Below are 17,301 nucleotides of genomic sequence, written 5' to 3'. Positions count from 1 at the left end.
AAGCGCGAGGCGGTCTCCGGCTAGAGCCCGTAGAGCGCACCGAACTTCGCTTCGAGATAGTCGAGAAGCGGTGCTTCGGAGACCGGCGCACCGGTCGCCTTTTCAATGACCTTGCGCGGTTCATACAAGCCGCCGTGGCGCTGGACGTTCTCGCGCAGCCAGCTCGTGGCCCCCAGCGTATCGCCCGCCGACAGCTGGTCGTCGAGCAGCGGCACCGCCTCGCGCAGCGCGTGATGCAGGCAGCCCGCGTAGACATTGCCAAGGCTATAGGTCGGGAAATAGCCGAACAGCCCCACCGACCAGTGCACATCCTGCAGGCATCCGTTCGAGGGCCGGTCAACAGCATAGCCGAAATCGGCTTTGAACCGGTCGTTCCACGCGGCCTCAAGGTCGGCGACCTGCAGATCGCCCGACATCAGCGCCCGTTCCAGATCGAAACGCAGCATGATGTGGAGGTTGTACTGCACCTCATCGGATTCCGTGCGGATATAACCATTATGCACCCGGTTCACTGCGCCAAAGAACTCATCCGCCGAATTGATGCCGATATTGCCGTAGACGTCGCGCATCTCCTCAAAGAGCCAGCCAGTAAAGGCGCGCGAGCGGCCAAGCTGGTTCTCGTAGATCCGGCTCTGGCTTTCATGCACGCCCATCGAGGCTCCGTGACCGATCGGGGTCAGCGCATAGGCATCGTCGATGCTTTGCTCATAGGCCGCATGTCCAACCTCGTGGATCGTCGAATAGATGCAGTTGAAAGGGTCAGACGGGTTCGTGCGCGTGGTGATCCGCACGTCCATACCGCTGCCCGAGCTGAACGGATGCACCGCCTTGTCCACGCGGCCCCGGTTCATGTCATAACCAAAGGTGCGGGCCAGCTTGCGAGCCAGTCGCATCTGCACCTTTTCATCATACATCCCGGTCAGCCCCTTGGGCGCGGGCTTGTCCAGCACCGCTGCGCGCAGGTCTACCAGTCGGGGGCGCATCGCGTCGAACAGCGTGGCGATCTCGGCCCCGGTGATACCCGGTTCGTAATCGTCGAGCATCGCATCATAAAGCGTCCCACCCGCCGCCAGCGCCGCGCCTTCTTCGCGCTTGAGTTCAACGACGCGTTCCAGCACCGGCAGAAAGGCCGAAACGTCCTCGTCCGCCCGTGCCGCCGCCCATTTGCCCTGTGCCTCGGAGGTGACCTGCGCCAGTTCCTTGGCCAGCCGCGCGGGCACCTTATTGGCCCTGTCGAACGCCCGGCGGATTTCACGCAGCTGCGCCGCGCCGACCTCGTCCGGGGCCTCGGCCTTTTCCAGCCAGTCGCCGACCTCGGGCGCGGACCGGCGCGCGTGCAGCACGGATTCGATCGCTGCCATCTCGGCCCCCCGCTGCGCGGCTGCGCCGCGCGGCATGACGGTTTCCTGATCCCAGCCCAGACGCCCGGCAATCTCGCCAAGCGCCGTGGTATCGCGGGCATAGCTCATCAGGTCTTCAAATGCGCTCATTTCGCGCCTCCTTTGGTATTGCCCCGGATCGACGTGACCACCGGGTAGGCCGACAGGTAGCGCGCACGCAGGATCAGTGACCAGAGAACGACCGCCATGAACTGGTGCAGAATCGCAACCTGAACCGGTGCCGCGTAAAGAACGGTCACGATGCCCAGCAACATCTGGATGATCAGCGCCGCAAACACCGCGTTAAAGGCGAACCGCGTCGCCGTGTGGGCGCTGCGCCGCCCGCGCAGCCAGACCACCACGCCAAAGGCAAACAGCAGGTAGCCGACGATACGGTGGATGAACTGCACGAGCCCCGGGCTTTCAAAGAAGTTCCGCCACATCTGCGGTTCCGGGAAAGCATTCGGCGGAAAGAACTGCCCGGCCATCATCGGCCAGTCGTTATAGGTGCGGCCCGCGTCGATCCCTGCCACAAGCGCTCCGATAAGGATTTGCAGAAACGCGAAATGCAAAAGGCCGGTCGCCATGCCGAACTGTTTTGCTTCCTTGGCGCGGCGTGCCTGCATCAGGTCACGCTCGCTGCGGCCCAGCAGGTAAACATACCACGCGATGAACCCGAGGATCACGAAAGCCAGCCCCAGATGGATTGCGAGCCGGTAGCTCGCGACCGAGGTGATGCCCTCGCCCTGCGTAATACCCGAATGCACCATCCACCAGCCGATCGCGCCCTGAAGCCCGCCCAGCGCGCCGATCAACAGCAGCCGGCCGGTCCAGCCCGCCGGGATCTGACGCACGGCAAGAAAGCCGAAAAAGCCCAGCGCCCAGACAAGCCCGATGGCGCGGCCAAGCTGACGATGACCCCATTCCCACCAGTAGATCTGTTTAAAGTCCGACAGCTCCATCCAGCTGTGCTGAATACGGAACTGGTCGATCTGCTGGTATTTCTCGAATTCCGATTGCCATTCGGCCTCGCTCATCGGTGGCAGGGCGCCAGAGACGGGGCGCCATTCGGTGATCGATAACCCGCTGTCGGTCAGCCGGGTCAGCCCGCCCACGGCGATCATCACCACGACCAGTGCAAACAGCACCATCAGCCATGCCCGGATACCACGGCGTGCGCCGGTGCGGGTCTTGCCGCTGCTGGTCTTGTCGATCAGCCCGGTCTGGGCCTCGGGCCGTTTGTCGCCGGTTTCGGAAACTTCTTCGAAGATGCTGCGCTTTGAGCTCATCTTGTCCTCATGCGTCATTCGGGCCGGAACCTAAGCCGCAAGTGCCCAAGGGTCCAGCGCGATCAATCGCCGCGCTCTTTCCAGCGCGCCATCTGCCGCATGATGCCGTGCAGCATGCGCACATCCACCTGCGTCAGCGGCATCCGCGACCAGAGATTGCGCAGGTTCATCTTCATCGAGGCGGCCTTGTGTTCGGGAAAGAAGAACCCCGCCTGCTCGAGACGTTCCTCGAAATGATCGCCCAGCGCCGCGATTTCGTGGCCTTCCGCCCAGTCGGTTTTGCCCAGCGGCGTCGCCTCATGGGTGACAGTGCCGCTCTGGCGCATCCACTCATAGCTCATCAAGAGCGTGCATTGTGCAAGGTTGAGCGAGGCGAATTCCGGATTCACCGGCACCGAGATGATCGCATTGGCGCGCGCGATCTCTTCGTTTTCCATGCCCGCACGTTCGGGGCCGAACAGAACGGCGACCTTTTCGCCCTCTCCGATCCGGCGCGCCGCTTCCTGCATCGCGCGTTCCGGACTGAACACCGGCTTGGTCAGCCCGCGCGGCCTTGCAGTGGTCGCCAGCACATAGGTGCAATCGGCAAGCGCATCGGGAAAGGTGTCGAATATCTGCGCCTCGTCCAGCAGGCGCCCTGCCCCGCTTGCCATCACCACGGCCTTTTCGTTCGGCCAGCCGTCACGTGGCGCGACGATCCGCATCCGGTCGAGCCCGAAGTTCCACATAGCCCGGGCGGCGGCACCGATATTCTCGCCCATCTGCGGGCGCACCAGCACGAATGATGGCTGCGGTTGGTCAGTTGGCATAAAGGGATCCCGTAAAAGCTGGGCCGTCCTCTAGTCCCTGCCGTGCATTTGGGCAACCCGTGCAGGCGAAACCGGTTTGCATCACGGTGCGAATTCGCTAGACGAGGTCAATCACGAACCGAGGAATACGGCCATGACCGCGCCCGAGCAGCCGCAAATCTACCTGATCACCCCGCCCGCCTTTGAACTGAGCCATTTCCCCGACCAGCTTGCCGAAGTTCTGGACGAGGTCGAGATCGCCTGCGTCCGACTTGCCCTCGCCAGCCGCGACGAGGATGTTCTGGGCCGGGCATCGGACTCGCTGCGCGAGATCACCCATGCGCGCGACGTGGCGCTGGTGATATCCGATCACGTTGTTCTGGCCGAACGGCACGGCCTTGACGGGGTTCACCTGAGCGACGCGGCCCGCTCGGTCCGTTCGGCGCGCAAGACGCTTGGGCCGGATGCGATTGTCGGCAGCTTCTGCGCCGCCTCGCGCCACGACGGTATAACAGCGGGCGAAGCCGGGGCGGATTACGTCTGTTTCGGCCCCGTGGGCGAGACGACGCTAAATGACGGCACCCGCGCCGACGCCGAGCTGTTCCAGTGGTGGTCGGAGATGATCGAGATCCCCGTGGTCGCCGAAGGCGCGCTGACCGACGAGCTGATGCGCAGCCTTGCGCCCGCGACCGATTTCTTTGGCATCGGTGACGAGATCTGGTCGAGCGATCAGCCCCTTGCCCGGCTGAACCAGCTCATCTCGGCGATGGGTTAAAGGAACACCCGTTCGACAAACCAATAGGTGCCGATCACCGCGATCACGCAGGAGGCCGGCACCGCGATCCGCGACCGGTACCACGGCTTGTCCCGGAACCAGAAGCCAACGAGCAGAAAGGCAATGGAGATCACCGTCAGCTGCCCGATCTCGACACCTACGTTGAACCCCAGTAGCGCGGGCACGAACTGCGCTTGCGGCAGACCGAATTCCGCCAGCACGCTGGCAAAGCCCAGCCCGTGCAACAGCCCGAAGCCGAACACGATGACGGGCCGCCAGCGGTGCAGCTTGCTGGTCAGAACGTTTTCAACCGCCACATAGGTAATCGACGCCGCGATCAGCGGCTCGACAATCGACCCCGGCACCGACACCAGACCCAGCGCGCCCAGCGCCAGCGTGACCGTATGGGCAAGGGTAAAGGCGCTGATCTGCCAGAGCAGAGAGCCCAGCCGGGTCGACAGAAAGAACAGCCCCAGCACGAACAGGATATGATCCAGCCCCTTGGGCAGGATATGATCGAACCCCACGGGCACGTAGGCGGTGAAAGCCTCAAGCGGTCCACCGGCAAACCCGCCCGCCACGGCAATGGCCTCGGTATAGCCGCCCCCCTCGATGAAACCGGTATAGGGATCTTCGACCCCCTGCTGGCGCAACCCCAGATCACCCGAGCCAACAGGCCAGCCGACGATGATGGTCTGCGTCCCCTCAGGCAGGTCGCCCGTCACCGTCAGGATCGAGCTGCGCGCGTATTGCGGGTCTGCCACCTCGGGGATGTCGAAACCTTCCGGCGAGAGGATGACCGGCTCATCCCCGTCGGCCAGTACGGTGAGGGATGCAAGCCAGGCCTCGACCCAGGTCTGCGCCTCGGCCTCAAGCTCTTCCGGCGGCAACCGACGCAGGGTCTCGAAACGCTCGGCCTCGCTGGCGTTATTGGTATCCTGCACCTCGTCCAGATCGATCCCGGCCAGAAAAGCCTCGAGGTTCATGCGCAGTTCAAGCGTAAGCACCCCCTCCTCGACGGTCAGATCACCGATGGTCGGCGTCACCTCGTGTGCGCCCCCAACCGACGGCAGCATGAACCACAGGCTTGACAGGATCATCGCTAGGGTCAGTTTGATCCGGGTGAACAGCAAAAGTATTTCCATGTGTCGCGGCGTCCTGACCCTGTCGGTATTCATATGGCTTGTGTCGAGTTTTCAAACTCTTGCACATGAGTTCTGGATCGCACCAGAAGATTATCAAGTTCAGCCCGGCGCGCCCCTGTCCGCCAATTTGCGAAACGGTCAGGAATTCAAGGGCATCAACCTTCCCTATTTCAACCGGAACACCGAACGGTTCGAGATCATCCGCGAGGGTGACATCGAACCGGTCACGTCGCGCATGGGCAACATTCCCGCGCTTGAGACCACGGCCGGCGAACCGGGCCTGCTGGTCATCCTGCATGAAACCGCTCCCGCGACCCTGACCTATGAAGACTGGGACACTTTCGCGCGCTTCATCGCGCATAAGGATTTTGGCGACATCGAATCCCGTCACACGGAGCGCGGCCTGCCCCGTGAAGGGTTCCGCGAAATCTACCGCCGTTTTGCCAAGGCGCTCGTGGCCGTGGGTGACGGCACCGGGACGGATAGCGTGAGCGGCATGGAAACGGAGTTCGTTGCCCTCACCAACCCCTATACCAACACGGATGACAGCATCTCGGTCCGGCTGCTCTATCAGGATACGCCTCGCCGGGATGCGCAAGTCGAGGTTTTCGACAAGGCCCCCGATGACACCGTCACGATCACCTATCTGCGGACCGATGAAAATGGCGAGGTCACCGTGCCGCTGACCCCGGGCCATCGCTACCTGCTGGACGCCGTGGTACTGCGGGAAGCGCCGCAGGGATCGGAGGCGGTGTGGGAATCGCTCTGGGCAGCGTTAACCTTTGCGCGCCCCTGATACGGCTCTGCCTTGCCAGTGGCCCTGATTATGGGCAGAAGGCGGATCATGAACCAAACCGCGCCAAGTGACATCCTCTGCATCGGCAGCGTCCTCTGGGACGTGATCGGTCGCGCCGCAAGCCATATGCGGCAGGGTTCCGACGTGCCGGGCCGGATCACCCGCCTTCCCGGCGGTGTCGCGATGAACATCGCCATGACGCTGGCGCGGTTCGGCCTGCGCCCGGTCCTGCTCAGCGCCATCGGAAAAGACCCTGAAGGGGACGAACTGATCGACGCCTGCCGCAAGCTTGGCATGGAAACGGCGCATGTCTACCGCTCCGAGGATCTGCCGACGGACCGCTATATGGCGGTCGAAGGCGCGAACGGGCTGATCGCGGCCATTGCCGACGCCCATTCTCTCGAAGAAGCCGGAGACAAGATCCTGCGCCCGCTGACCGGCGGCGCGCTGGGGTCCGAGGCACAGCCCTATGAGGGCATCGTCGCGCTCGACGGCAACCTGACCAAGTCGCTGCTGGAAACCATCGCCCAGAGCCCGGCCTTTGCCCGCGCCGATCTGCGCGTGGCCCCGGCCTCTCCCGGCAAGGCGGAACGGCTGCTGCCTTTCCTTTCCTCCGGGCGTGCGACGCTTTACGTCAACCTCGAAGAAGCCGGCCTGCTGTGTCAGGACGAATTCTCCGATACCGAGGCAGCTGCCGCCGGGCTGCTGTCGCGCGGCGCGAACCGCGTGCTTGTCACCGATGGCGGACGCGCCGCAACCGAGGCCGATCAGGACCGGATGCTGACACAGGTTCCGCCGCAGGTGCTGGTAACCCGGGTAACCGGCGCGGGCGATACATTCATGGCCGCCCATCTGGCGGCAGAACATGCAGGCGCGGATCGCGACGCGGCGCTGGAAAGCGCCCTGCGTGCGGCCGCCCGATACGTCTCAGGAGAAATGCCGCTGTGATCGACATCACCTATTCCGCCGAAGTCCAGAGTGCCCGCGACGCGGGTACGCCCATCGTCGCGCTGGAAAGCACGATCATCACCCATGGCATGCCCTATCCGCAGAATATCGAGGTCGCCGCCGAGGTCGAACAAGACATCCGCGACAGCGGCGCGACCCCGGCAACCATCGTTGTGCTCGAAGGCCGTCTGCACGTAGGGCTGGAGAAGGATCAGCTGGCCCGTCTAGGTCAGGCGAAGGATGTCGCCAAGCTCTCGCGCGCGGATATCGCCGCCTGTCTGGCCACCGGCGGCACCGGTGCGACCACGGTTGCCGCCACGATGATCGTCGCGCGGCTTGCGGGCATCGAGGTCTTTGCCACCGGCGGGATCGGCGGCGTCCATACCGGTGCCGAGCAGAGCTTTGACATCTCCGCAGACCTCCTGGAACTGGCCCAGACCCCCGTGACCGTCGTCGCCGCCGGACCGAAAGCGATCCTCGACATCCCCAAAACGCTCGAAGTGCTGGAAACGCAGGGCGTGCCGGTGATCTGCTACGGACAGGACAGACTGCCCGCTTTCTGGTCCGCCAGCTCTCCCCATGCCGCGCCGCTGCGCATGGACGATCCCGAAACCATTGCACGCGCGCATTTCCTGCGCGGGCAGATGGACCTTCCCGGCGGCCAGCTTGTCGCCAACCCGATCCTTGCAGAGGATGAAATTCCCGCCAGCGAACTGGCCCCCGTCATCGCACAGGCGCAGGCAGAGGCCGACGAACAGGGCGTCGCGGGCAAGGCGATCACGCCCTTCCTGTTACAGCGCATTTTCGAGATCACAAAGGGCCGTTCGCTCACCGCCAATATCGCTCTGGTGCGCAACAATGCCCGGCTTGCTGCCCGTATCGCCATCGCGCTGAACAAAATTCGGCGCTAGGAGCCTCCGAAAGGGTCCGACCCATTGTCGCGCGGGTCAAGACTTCCTAACTTGCGCGCATATCTGGTGGAATTACGATGAACACCCCTTTCGACGACGACTCAAAACGCCGTGGCGGACGGATCGGTACCCTGCGGGCGTCATTCCTGACAGGGCTGGTCATCATTGCCCCCGTCGGCCTGACCATCTGGCTCATCTGGACCGTTATCGGCTGGATCGACGGCGTCGTGCTGCCGCTCGTGCCGCACGACCTCCGGCCCGAGCAATATATCGGGATCAACCTGCGCGGCGTCGGGGTGATCATCTTTCTGGTCTTCACCACCTTCATCGGCTTTGTCGGACGCGGGCTGATCGGGCGTTCGCTGATCCGCTGGGGCGAAAGCATCGTCGATCGCATGCCGGTCGTGCGCTCCGTCTATTCCGGCATCAAGCAGATCTCGGAAACCGTCTTTGCCCAAAGCGAACGCTCCTTCGAGAAAGCCTGCCTTATCCAGTACCCGCGCAAGGGCATCTGGGCGGTCGGCTTCGTTTCGACCACCGCCCGGGGCGAAGTGGCGGACCGCGCGGAAACCTCGGGCGAGCTGATGAGCATTTTCGTCCCGACCACGCCCAACCCGACCTCGGGTTTCCTGCTGTTCTTTCCGAAAGAGGACGTGATCGAGCTGGACATGAGCATCGAGGATGCGGCCAAGCTGGTGATCTCTGCCGGTCTCGTCTACCCGAACGGCAACAAGACCAACGGTCACTAGCCCCTAGCTGTACATCGCAGCCAGATCGATCGTCCCGCGTTCGTTGAGGTCGGACTTGTGATCTGCAAGGAACCGTTCAGTCATCGTTCGGCCCGCATGTTTCAGCTGGCTAATCACCAGCGGGTTCGGGATAAGCTTTGTCGCAACCGAAAGATCGTTCATCAGGTCATCATCCGAAATCATGTGAACCAGCACCCGCGACTTGTCGGTGCTGGTCAGCCTCCCTTCGTCCAACAGCCGCTGCACGAAAGCGATGGCCCGCAATTCGCGCAGCAGCGACGAATTGAAACTGATCTCGTTGATCCGGTTCTGAATCTGCTGCGGCGTGATCGGTATTTGATCGCGCTCCAGCGGATTGATGTTCACGATGACGATGTCGTCGGGCAGGTTCGACCCGAACAGCGGGAACAGCGCCGGATTGCCTGTATAGCCGCCATCCCAATAGGCCTCCCGCCGCCCGGTCTTCGGATCGTCGATCTCGACCGCCTGGAACATCGTCGGCAGACAGGCCGAGGCAAGGATCGCATCGGTCGTGATCTCGTCATGGGTAAAGATGCGGATCTTTCCCGTCCGGACGGCCGTCGCGCAGATAAAAAGCTCTGGCCCCTCGTCAGCACAGACATTGTCGAAATTCAGCGCCTCGACCAGCGGCTGCACCGCATTGCGATAAAACGGACCGTAACTATAGGGCGAGATCGTGCGCGCCACCGCATCCGACCACGCGTAAAGCGGCGACAGTTCCAGCGCCTGCGCGAGCGGCCCAACCGTCGCCGCCCTGAACCATTCAGCCATGCCCGGCAGATCGCTTGCCCCGACACCGTTCCAGATCGCATCGAGACTGGCGCGCGCTCCGTCCCGCCCGCCCGCGAGCATTCCCGCCTTGTAGGCGGCGCCGTTCAGCGCTCCGGCAGAGGTGCCGGAAATGCCGGAAATCTCGATGTCTTCCTCGTCCAGAAACCGGTCGAGCACGCCCCATGTGAACGCCCCGTGCGCACCGCCGCCCTGCAAGGCGAGATTGATCCGTTTGACAGCCATCGAGAGCCCCTTCACCTATGAAAACGCGGGATAATTATGTCAGGGTGCGACATAGCGCTCCTAACATTCATTATCGCGCATATGTGATTTTTGATTGAAACTGGTTCTGTTAGACCCAGATCGAGAAAACAGTAATTCGTACCTGTGAGGCCCCGAATGAGCAATCCGACCCGACGCCGATTTCTTGCCACCGCCACCGCTTCCGCCGCGCTGATCCCGGCCGCGAAGGCATGGGCGGTCGAAATCGAAGATCCCAGTCTTACCCATGACGAAACCCTCGCGCCAGTCCGCCGCAACATCTCGAGCTTTTCGGCGCAGGACTGGCGCGACCACTTCGACTCGCTTGGCGTGGCCAGCATCGTGGCCGATACGACATCGCGCGCGCTGCATTACTGGGATGCGACCGGCGAAGATTACCGGATTTACCCGACTTCCGTCCCGATGAGCGACGAGCTGACCAAGCGCGGCTATACCAAGATCGTGCGCAAGAAGGTCGGCCCCGACTGGACGCCGACCCCCAACATGCTCGAACGCGACCCCGACCTGAAATACATGCCGCCGGGCCCCGGCAACCCGCTGGGCACCCATGCCATGTATCTCGACTGGCCCGCCTATCTGATCCACGGCACCCATGACACCCGCAAAATCGGGCGCCGGTCGTCGAGCGGATGTATCGGGCTTTACAATCATTTTATCGCCGAACTCTTTGAAATCACGCCGGTCGGCACGCAGGTTCGCGTCATCTGACGCCCTCTCCCGCGCCCGGACATCCGGGCGCGGGGATATGGCCATCAGGACGCGGTCCAGCCGCCATCGGCGCTGATTGTCGTCCCGGTGATCTGATCCGCAGCCGGTGAGCAGAGGAAAACCGCGATCCCGGCAATCTGTTCGACCGTCGCGAATTCCTTGGACGGCTGCTTGGCAAGGATTACCTTTTCCACAGCCTCATCCTCGGAAATCCCGTATTCCTTGGCCGTGTCCGGAATCTGCTTTTCCACCAGCGGTGTAAGCACATAACCCGGGCAGATCGCGTTAACGGTGATCGATTCCTTCGCGGTTTCGAGTGCCGCGACCTTGGTCATGCCGACAACCCCGTGCTTGGCCGTCACATAGGCCGATTTGAACGGGCTGGCGCGCAACCCGTGGGCCGACGCCACGTTCACCACCCGACCCCATCCGGCCTTGCGCATCATCGGCAGCGCCGCCGCCATGGTGTGAAAGGTTGAATTCATGTTGATCGCGATGATCGCATCCCACTTATCCACCGGGAACTCATCAATCGCGGCGACATGCTGGATACCGGCGTTGTTCACGAGGATATCGCAGGCCCCCGCCTCTTCCACCAGCTTGCGGCATTCGTCCCCCTTGGACATGTCCGCCTTGATGTAACGGGCCGTAACGCCCGTTTCCTTGGCGATTTTCTCGGCCAGGGCGTGGTCTTCTTCGTTATCCGTAAATGAGTTCAGGACGACATTCGCTCCGGCGCGCGCCAGTTCCCATGCGATTCCCAGACCGATTCCCGAGTTCGACCCGGTGATGACGGCGGTTTTTCCCGACAGTGACATGGTGTTTCCTTCTCGTCAGATGATCACGGGCAGAGTTGCATGCTGCACATGCGAAATAAACGGCTAAATCCGCACAAGGGTTCGATGATTTTTGCCCAGTTCGACGCGTTTGGACGATCTGCCGCAGGCAGCCGGCGGATCGGCCATTTTCAGCCGGTCGGCCCAATATATGCTGGTGACGGAGCGCTGCCTGTGAAAAACGGCAGCCACGCGACAGTGAGGATTTTCACCCATGATTCCTGTCGCGGGAAAACCCGGATGACGCCAACCCGACCAGCAAGGGACAAGCACGCGGGTGCCGAAGGAAACGCAGGGATCAGGGGCAAAAAAAACGCCCGCACGAAGCGGGCGTTAAGTTATTGAGGCAGGTTTCATACAGGCAAGAAACCTATCGAGCAGTGCCCCTGTTATAAGCAATTCCGCAGCGGCATCCAAGCTAAAAGTTTGAAAAGACGTGAATCCCACGTTAGCCTTGTTGCCAATAATATAAGGCCAGAGCAGATTGTCGCCAAAATGAAGATCAATTATTTCCGCCGCTTCCCGGCGATCGGACGTGGATTCGTCGCCGGACTCGCCATGGGATTCGCAGGGGTGCTGACAGGCTCTCTGGCCGGTGCCGAGCCAAGCCATGGCATAGCTATGTATGGCGACCCTGCCCTGCCACCGGATTTTGTGTCGCTGCCTTATGCCAACCCCGAGGCGCCCAAGGGCGGAAAAATCGTCTTCGGCAACACCGGCGGTTTCGATTCACTCAATCCGTTCGTCTCGAAAGGCACTTCGCCCTGGCAAATGCGTTTCTGGAGCTACGAGTCCCTCATGGGGCGATCCTGGGACGAACCTTTCACCCTTTACGGTCTTCTTGCCGAATCGATAGAAACCCCGCCCGACCGGTCATGGGTCGAATTCACCCTCCGCCCCGAGGCTCGATTCTCGGATGGCAGCCCCGTGACCGTCGAAGATGTGATCTGGTCTTATGAAATCCTCGGCGAGGAAGGACACCTGCGCTATCAGGGTTTCGCCGATAAGGTCGAAAGCATGGAGCAGACCGGCCCGCGCAGCCTGCGCATCACCTTCAATCGCGACGACCGTGAGTTGGCGCTCTTGGCCGGGATGCGCCCGATCCTCAAGAAAGCGCAATGGAAAGGCAAGGATTTCGCCAATGCGCCGCTCTCGGAAATTCCCATCGGCACAGGACCTTACGTGGTCTCCGATTATCAGGCCGGGCGTCAGGTCCGGCTTGAACGCAACCCAGACTACTGGGGCAAGGACGTCCCGTTCCGACGCGGCACGATGAATTTCGACGAGATGGATATCGAATTTTTTGGCGATGGCGCGGTGCTCTTCGAAGCCTTCAAGGCAGGCACCCTTACGGTCGAACGTGAATACAACGCCGAGAAATGGAACAGCCAATACGATTTCCCCGCGATCCAGCGCGGCGATGTCATCAAGACCGAGATCAGGCATGGCCGTCCCACCGGCATGACCGGCTTTGTCATGAACACCCGCCGCGCGCCGCTGGATGACTGGCGCGTGCGCGAGGCGCTGCTGCTGGCCTTCAATTTTGAGTTCATCAACGACACGATGACCGGCGGCGAACAGGCCCGCATCCATTCCTATTTCGACAATTCCGAACTTGGGATGCGCCCCGGCCGCGCCGAAGGGCGCGTGCGCGAGATCCTGATGCCCTTTGCCGACAGCCTGCTGCCCGGTGCGCTCGAAGGCTATGACATGCCGGTATCTGACGGAACCGCGCGCAACCGGTCGAACCTGCGCAAGGCCGCGGCCCTGCTACAAGAGGCCGGATGGGGCGTCGAAAACGGCCGCCGCGTCAATGCCGAGGGTCAGCAGATGCATTTCAACGTCCTGCTGCGTCAGGGCGATACGCAGAACAGCTCTATCATGGATCTCTACGTCCGCGCGCTGGAACGGCTGGGCATCTCCGTGCGGGTCGATCTGGTGGACAATGCGCAATACACGGCGCGGGAATCCGAGCAGGATTTCGACATCACCTCGTTCCGCCGCGACCTGTCCCTGTCGCCGGGTAACGAACAGCGACTTTACTGGGGCAGCGATACCGCCGACCGCCCCGGCACCCGCAACCTGATGGGGGTCGAGTCGCCCGCGCTGGACGCCGCAATCGACGCGATGCTGGTATCGGAAACACGCGAGAATTTCATCTCGGCCGCCCGCGCGCTCGACCGGGTCCTGACCAGCGGGCGCTATGTCATCCCGCTCTGGCAATATGACGTGGACCGGATAGCCCATGCGAAGGAATTGAAATTCCCCGACTATACGCCGGTTTACGGCGACAGGCCCGGCTTTTTGCCCGAGGTATGGTGGTACGCCGAGGACTGACTCGGCCACCGGTTCGGCAAGGAATTGCCCTGCGACATTTGACCACACCCAACCCCACCGAAGGTACGTTAGCGTAAACTATCTTCTGCGGCACTGGGGAGGTCACCGTGATGAGGATGCAATGGGCTGAAATAGCCAGTGACTGGTGTATGTGGTCTGAACGAATTCATCACAGGTTTCCGCACCTCGATTCCGAGCAGATGAACCTGCTTTATCGGGATCGGAAATCTTTCGAGGCACATCTTGCCGCGACCCATAACCTGTCCCTGATCGAGGCACGCGAGGAAATCGACGATTTCCTCTATGTCGAAACACTTGCACGAGAGCTGTCTGGCATTCCGTCCCGGATGCAATAGCTCAGCTTAGCGACGTCACCCAAAGGATGGTCGCGTCCTCGGGGCTGACCGAGATCACGTTATGCCCCATCGTTGCATCGTAATAGGCGCTGTCACCGCGCCGCATTTCGATGACTTCGTAGAATTCCGTGTAAAGCCGGATCACCCCGGTCAGTACGTAAAGAAACTCTTCGCCATCGTGACGCACCCAACCGTCGAATTCCTCCATCGAGCGCGCGCGCACCCGCGTGCGATAGGGCAACATCTGCTTCTTGGTCAGGCTGTCGGCCAGAAGCTTGTGTTCGTAGGTGGCCGTGGCCAGCGGCTGTCCATCGTCTGACTTGGTCACCGCCATGCGCCCGTTCACCTGATCGCGCTGGGGCGGCGTGAACAGTTGCGGCACCGAAATCTGCAAGCCGGTCGCCAGCTTTTTCAGCGCGTCATAGGTGGGCGACATCTGCCCGTTCTCGATCTTTGAAAGGGTGGACCGCGCCAGCCCGGCCTGATTGGCGGCCTGTTCCAGCGTCCAGTCCCGTTCCTTGCGCAGCTCGCGCACCCGCGCCCCAAGATCGAGCGGTTCGGCTTCGATTTCCGCGCCCGACGCGTGGGCAATCTGAATCAGGGATTTCGGGTCTTTCGGTGTCATGGAAATGCTATAGGCCTGCGATCAAAGGCTTGCAACGGCGCTTGCATGCCCGCAGGCAGCGGGCTAGCCAGCGCCATGCTTTCGATTTTCGATAAAGGCGCCTTTGCGCCCTGCCCCGCTCCTTTCAACATGGCCGCCCATGTTCTGGCCCGTGCGCCCGAACTGGCGGACAAGGTCGCGCTTTCGGTGCTGGGGCCCGCGCGGTCGACCGACTGGACCTATGGCGCGCTCGAATCCGCCGTGCGCGGCACCGGCACTGGCCTGCTTGAGGCGGGCATCGCACCCGGCGATATCGTCCTCATGCGGCTGGGCAATACGGTCGATTTCCCGATTGCCTACCTCGGCGCGATTGCCGCCGGGATCGTCCCGGTGCCGACCTCCTCGCAACTGACCGAGCGCGAGACGCAGAAGATCGTCGACGACCTGAAACCGGCGGCCATCCTGCTGGACCCCGAGGTCGCCTGCCCGCCACATCCCAACCGCATCACGCTCGACGGCTTGCGCGCGATGCGGGACCTGCCGCCCTGCGTCTATGCGATGGGCGATCCCGAGCGGCTTGGTTATATCGTTTATACCTCCGGCACCTCGGGCAATCCGCGCGCCGTGGCCCATGCCCATCGCGCGATCTGGGCCCGCCAAATGATGCATGATGGCTGGTATGCCCTGCGCGAGGATGACCGGCTGCTGCATGCGGGCGCGTTCAACTGGACCTATACGCTCGGCACCGGGCTCATGGACCCCTGGACCGTTGGCGCGACTGCTTTGATCCCCGAACCCGGCACCGATCCGGCCCATCTGCCGTTGCGGCTACGCCATCACACGGCGACTATTTTCGCAGCCGCGCCGGGCGTTTACCGCAAGTTCCTCAAGGGTGACGCATCGCTGAACCTGCCCGACCTGCGCCACGGGCTAAGCGCCGGGGAAAAGCTTTCACCCAGCTTGTCCGCCGCCTGGACAAGTGCCACCGGATGCGGGCTCTACGAGGCCTATGGCATGTCGGAATGTTCGACCTTCATCTCATCAAGCCCCGATCATCCGGCTCGCGGACAGGCGCTTGGCCAGCCGCAACAAGGTCGCAAGGTCGCCATTCTCGGCCCCGGCGGGCCGGTGGATCAGGGCGCGCCCGGCACCATTGCCGTTCACCGCAGCGACCCCGGTCTGATGCTGGGATACCTGAACGCTCCGGAAGAAACCGAGGCCCGCATGCAGGGTGACTGGTTCCTGACCGGTGATCAGGGCGCAATGGCGGCCGACGGGCAGATCACCTATCTTGGTCGCGACGACGACATGATGAACGCGGGCGGCTACCGGGTCTCTCCGCTCGAAGTCGAAGCGGCGCTGACCGGTTTTCCCGGCATCGACATGGTCGGCGTCACGGACGTCGAGATCAAGCAGGATACCCGCATCATCGTGGCATTCTACGCAGGCCCCGCCGAGATCGACGAACAAGCGCTGCGTGACTTTGCAGAACAGACGCTTGCGCGCTATAAACAACCCCGTGCCTTTGTTTACCTGCCTGAAATGCCCACCGGGGCGAATGGCAAATTGCTGCGTCGCGCCCTGAAACCGTATTTTGAAAGCACTGCCTCATGAGTGAAAAAACAGTTGCCCTCGACATCCTGTCCGACCCGATCTGCCCTTGGTGCTATATCGGCAAGGCCCATCTCGAGACGGCTCTGGCGGCAACGCCCGATCATCCCTTTGTGATCCAGTGGCACCCGTTCCAGCTTAACCCCGAGATGCCAGCCGAAGGCATGGACCGGCGCGCTTATCTCGAAGCCAAGTTCGGCGGCAAGGAAGGTGCAATCAAGGCCTATGCGCCCGTCGTGGAGCATGCGGAAAAAGCCGGGCTGAACATCAATTTCGAAGGTATCGCACGTACCCCCAACACGCTGGATGCCCATCGGCTGATCCATTGGGCAGGGATCGAGCGCAAACAGAACGAGGCGGTCAACGCGCTGTTCAACGCCTATTTCGTCGAAGGCCGCGATATCGGAGATGCCGAGGTTCTGAGCGATATCGCCGACATGATCGGCATGGACGCCTCGGTCGTCAGCAAGCTGCTGGCATCCGACGCCGACCGCGATGACATCTCGCGTCGCGACAGCGAGGCGCGCTCGATGGGCGTCACCTCGGTGCCGACCTTTATCGTGGCAGGCAAACACGCGGTTCCGGGCGCCCAGCCGCCGGATCTCTGGCAGAACGTCATCTCGGAACTGAAGGAACAGCTCGACGCATGAGACCGATCAGTGCCGCCACACTGATCGTAAGTCTGACGACAGTTGTGGCCGCGGGGACGGTCTTTTTTCACTTCATCGAGGGCTGGAGCTGGCTCGATTCCTATTTTTTCACCGTCGTCACCATTTCCACGGTCGGCTACGGTGAACTGGTGCCACAAACGCCTGTCGGCAAGATCGGCACGACGGTCATCATCTTTGTCGGGCTTGGGATATTCGCGATGGCGATCCAGCAATTCGCCGAATACCACATGCTGATCCGCACGCGGCGCCGTCGCAAAAAGCTCTCGTTGAAAAACAACGACCCCGCCCAAAACGACGACACCGACCGGGGTTAAGAGAACTTTT

General features: G+C 62.1%; 18 protein-coding genes. 11 read left to right on the top strand and 7 right to left on the bottom strand.

Features of this window, described 5'->3' with window-relative positions:
- Nucleotides 1-20: 20 nt before the first annotated feature.
- From ACU0FH_RS15620 to ACU0FH_RS15610, 3 genes are all read right to left on the bottom strand, one after another.
- A complete protein-coding gene (locus tag ACU0FH_RS15620; RefSeq protein WP_446195572.1) occupies nucleotides 21-1,490 on the bottom strand; it encodes a carboxypeptidase M32 in 1,470 nt (489 codons plus the stop codon).
- Nucleotides 1,487-2,668, bottom strand: coding sequence for a heme A synthase (ctaA, locus tag ACU0FH_RS15615; protein WP_446195570.1), 1,182 nt, complete (start codon nucleotides 2,666-2,668; stop codon nucleotides 1,487-1,489). The genes ACU0FH_RS15620 and ctaA overlap by 4 nt, the downstream gene beginning before the upstream one ends.
- Before the next feature lie 62 nt (nucleotides 2,669-2,730).
- Nucleotides 2,731-3,477, bottom strand: coding sequence for an RNA methyltransferase (locus tag ACU0FH_RS15610; RefSeq protein WP_446195568.1), 747 nt, complete (start codon nucleotides 3,475-3,477; stop codon nucleotides 2,731-2,733).
- A 133-nt stretch (nucleotides 3,478-3,610) separates the two neighbouring features.
- Here ACU0FH_RS15610 and ACU0FH_RS15605 point away from each other — a divergent pair, with 133 nt between their 5' ends.
- The gene (locus tag ACU0FH_RS15605; protein WP_446195567.1) at nucleotides 3,611-4,231 is read left to right on the top strand and encodes a thiamine phosphate synthase; all 621 of its coding nucleotides are present in this window, start codon (nucleotides 3,611-3,613) and stop codon (nucleotides 4,229-4,231) included.
- On the opposite strand, the gene ACU0FH_RS15600 is transcribed toward ACU0FH_RS15605, so the two are convergent.
- Nucleotides 4,228-5,376: a HupE/UreJ family protein gene (locus tag ACU0FH_RS15600; protein ID WP_446195566.1), complete on the bottom strand. Its 1,149-nt coding sequence runs from the start codon at nucleotides 5,374-5,376 to the stop codon at nucleotides 4,228-4,230. The two genes, ACU0FH_RS15605 and ACU0FH_RS15600, sit on opposite strands and share 4 nt — an antisense overlap.
- On the opposite strand from ACU0FH_RS15600, the gene ACU0FH_RS15595 reads away from it, so the two are divergent.
- The 4 genes from ACU0FH_RS15595 (at nucleotide 5,375) to ACU0FH_RS15580 (ending at nucleotide 8,780) form a co-directional block, all read left to right on the top strand.
- Entirely contained in the window at nucleotides 5,375-6,172 is a 798-nt protein-coding gene (locus ACU0FH_RS15595) for a DUF4198 domain-containing protein (RefSeq protein WP_446195565.1), read from the top strand. The two genes, ACU0FH_RS15600 and ACU0FH_RS15595, sit on opposite strands and share 2 nt — an antisense overlap.
- 48 nt (nucleotides 6,173-6,220) lie before the next feature.
- Nucleotides 6,221-7,120 carry a PfkB family carbohydrate kinase gene (locus ACU0FH_RS15590; protein ID WP_446195564.1) on the top strand — a complete coding sequence of 300 codons (900 nt, stop codon included), beginning with the start codon at nucleotides 6,221-6,223 and terminating at the stop codon, nucleotides 7,118-7,120.
- Entirely contained in the window at nucleotides 7,117-8,031 is a 915-nt protein-coding gene (locus ACU0FH_RS15585) for a pseudouridine-5'-phosphate glycosidase (RefSeq protein ID WP_446195562.1), read from the top strand. The genes ACU0FH_RS15590 and ACU0FH_RS15585 overlap by 4 nt, the downstream gene beginning before the upstream one ends.
- Before the next feature lie 77 nt (nucleotides 8,032-8,108).
- Nucleotides 8,109-8,780, top strand: coding sequence for a DUF502 domain-containing protein (locus tag ACU0FH_RS15580; protein ID WP_446195561.1), 672 nt, complete (start codon nucleotides 8,109-8,111; stop codon nucleotides 8,778-8,780).
- A 3-nt stretch (nucleotides 8,781-8,783) separates the two neighbouring features.
- Here the strand turns inward: ACU0FH_RS15580 and ACU0FH_RS15575 are convergent, their stop codons facing one another.
- Nucleotides 8,784-9,815 (bottom strand): patatin-like phospholipase family protein, encoded by a 1,032-nt coding sequence (locus ACU0FH_RS15575; protein ID WP_446195559.1) that lies wholly within the window; start codon nucleotides 9,813-9,815, stop codon nucleotides 8,784-8,786.
- Nucleotides 9,816-9,971: 156 nt separating this feature from the next.
- Here ACU0FH_RS15575 and ACU0FH_RS15570 point away from each other — a divergent pair, with 156 nt between their 5' ends.
- Nucleotides 9,972-10,562, top strand: a complete 591-nt coding sequence (locus tag ACU0FH_RS15570; RefSeq protein WP_446195558.1) for a L,D-transpeptidase — start codon at nucleotides 9,972-9,974, stop codon at nucleotides 10,560-10,562.
- A 44-nt stretch (nucleotides 10,563-10,606) separates the two neighbouring features.
- Here the strand turns inward: ACU0FH_RS15570 and ACU0FH_RS15565 are convergent, their stop codons facing one another.
- Nucleotides 10,607-11,380, bottom strand: a complete 774-nt coding sequence (locus tag ACU0FH_RS15565) for a 3-hydroxybutyrate dehydrogenase (protein WP_446195557.1) — start codon at nucleotides 11,378-11,380, stop codon at nucleotides 10,607-10,609.
- A 513-nt stretch (nucleotides 11,381-11,893) separates the two neighbouring features.
- Here ACU0FH_RS15565 and ACU0FH_RS15560 point away from each other — a divergent pair.
- On the top strand, nucleotides 11,894-13,735 hold the full coding sequence (locus tag ACU0FH_RS15560; RefSeq protein ID WP_446195556.1) for an extracellular solute-binding protein: 1,842 nt from the start codon (nucleotides 11,894-11,896) through the stop codon (nucleotides 13,733-13,735).
- Between the two features lie 149 nt (nucleotides 13,736-13,884).
- On the top strand, nucleotides 13,885-14,091 hold the full coding sequence (locus ACU0FH_RS15555; protein WP_446195554.1) for a hypothetical protein: 207 nt from the start codon (nucleotides 13,885-13,887) through the stop codon (nucleotides 14,089-14,091).
- A gap of 1 nt (nucleotide 14,092) precedes the next feature.
- Here the strand turns inward: ACU0FH_RS15555 and ACU0FH_RS15550 are convergent, their stop codons facing one another.
- The gene (locus tag ACU0FH_RS15550; RefSeq protein ID WP_088634979.1) at nucleotides 14,093-14,716 is read right to left on the bottom strand and encodes a helix-turn-helix domain-containing protein; all 624 of its coding nucleotides are present in this window, start codon (nucleotides 14,714-14,716) and stop codon (nucleotides 14,093-14,095) included.
- Between the two features lie 75 nt (nucleotides 14,717-14,791).
- Here ACU0FH_RS15550 and ACU0FH_RS15545 point away from each other — a divergent pair, with 75 nt between their 5' ends.
- From ACU0FH_RS15545 to ACU0FH_RS15535, 3 genes are read left to right on the top strand one after another with little or no spacing between them, the layout of a single operon-like run.
- A complete protein-coding gene (locus ACU0FH_RS15545; RefSeq protein ID WP_446195622.1) occupies nucleotides 14,792-16,309 on the top strand; it encodes a class I adenylate-forming enzyme family protein in 1,518 nt (505 codons plus the stop codon).
- Nucleotides 16,306-16,956 carry a DsbA family oxidoreductase gene (locus ACU0FH_RS15540; RefSeq protein WP_238368925.1) on the top strand — a complete coding sequence of 217 codons (651 nt, stop codon included), beginning with the start codon at nucleotides 16,306-16,308 and terminating at the stop codon, nucleotides 16,954-16,956. Before ACU0FH_RS15545 ends, ACU0FH_RS15540 begins: the two co-directional genes overlap by 4 nt.
- The gene (locus ACU0FH_RS15535; protein WP_446195552.1) at nucleotides 16,953-17,291 is read left to right on the top strand and encodes a potassium channel family protein; all 339 of its coding nucleotides are present in this window, start codon (nucleotides 16,953-16,955) and stop codon (nucleotides 17,289-17,291) included. Before ACU0FH_RS15540 ends, ACU0FH_RS15535 begins: the two co-directional genes overlap by 4 nt.
- Nucleotides 17,292-17,301 lie beyond the last annotated feature (10 nt).

Source organism: Heliomarina sp. (genome assembly GCF_052826185.1).
Note: the sequence above shows the minus strand (reverse complement) of the source record. Positions and strands in the feature narration are given on the sequence as shown.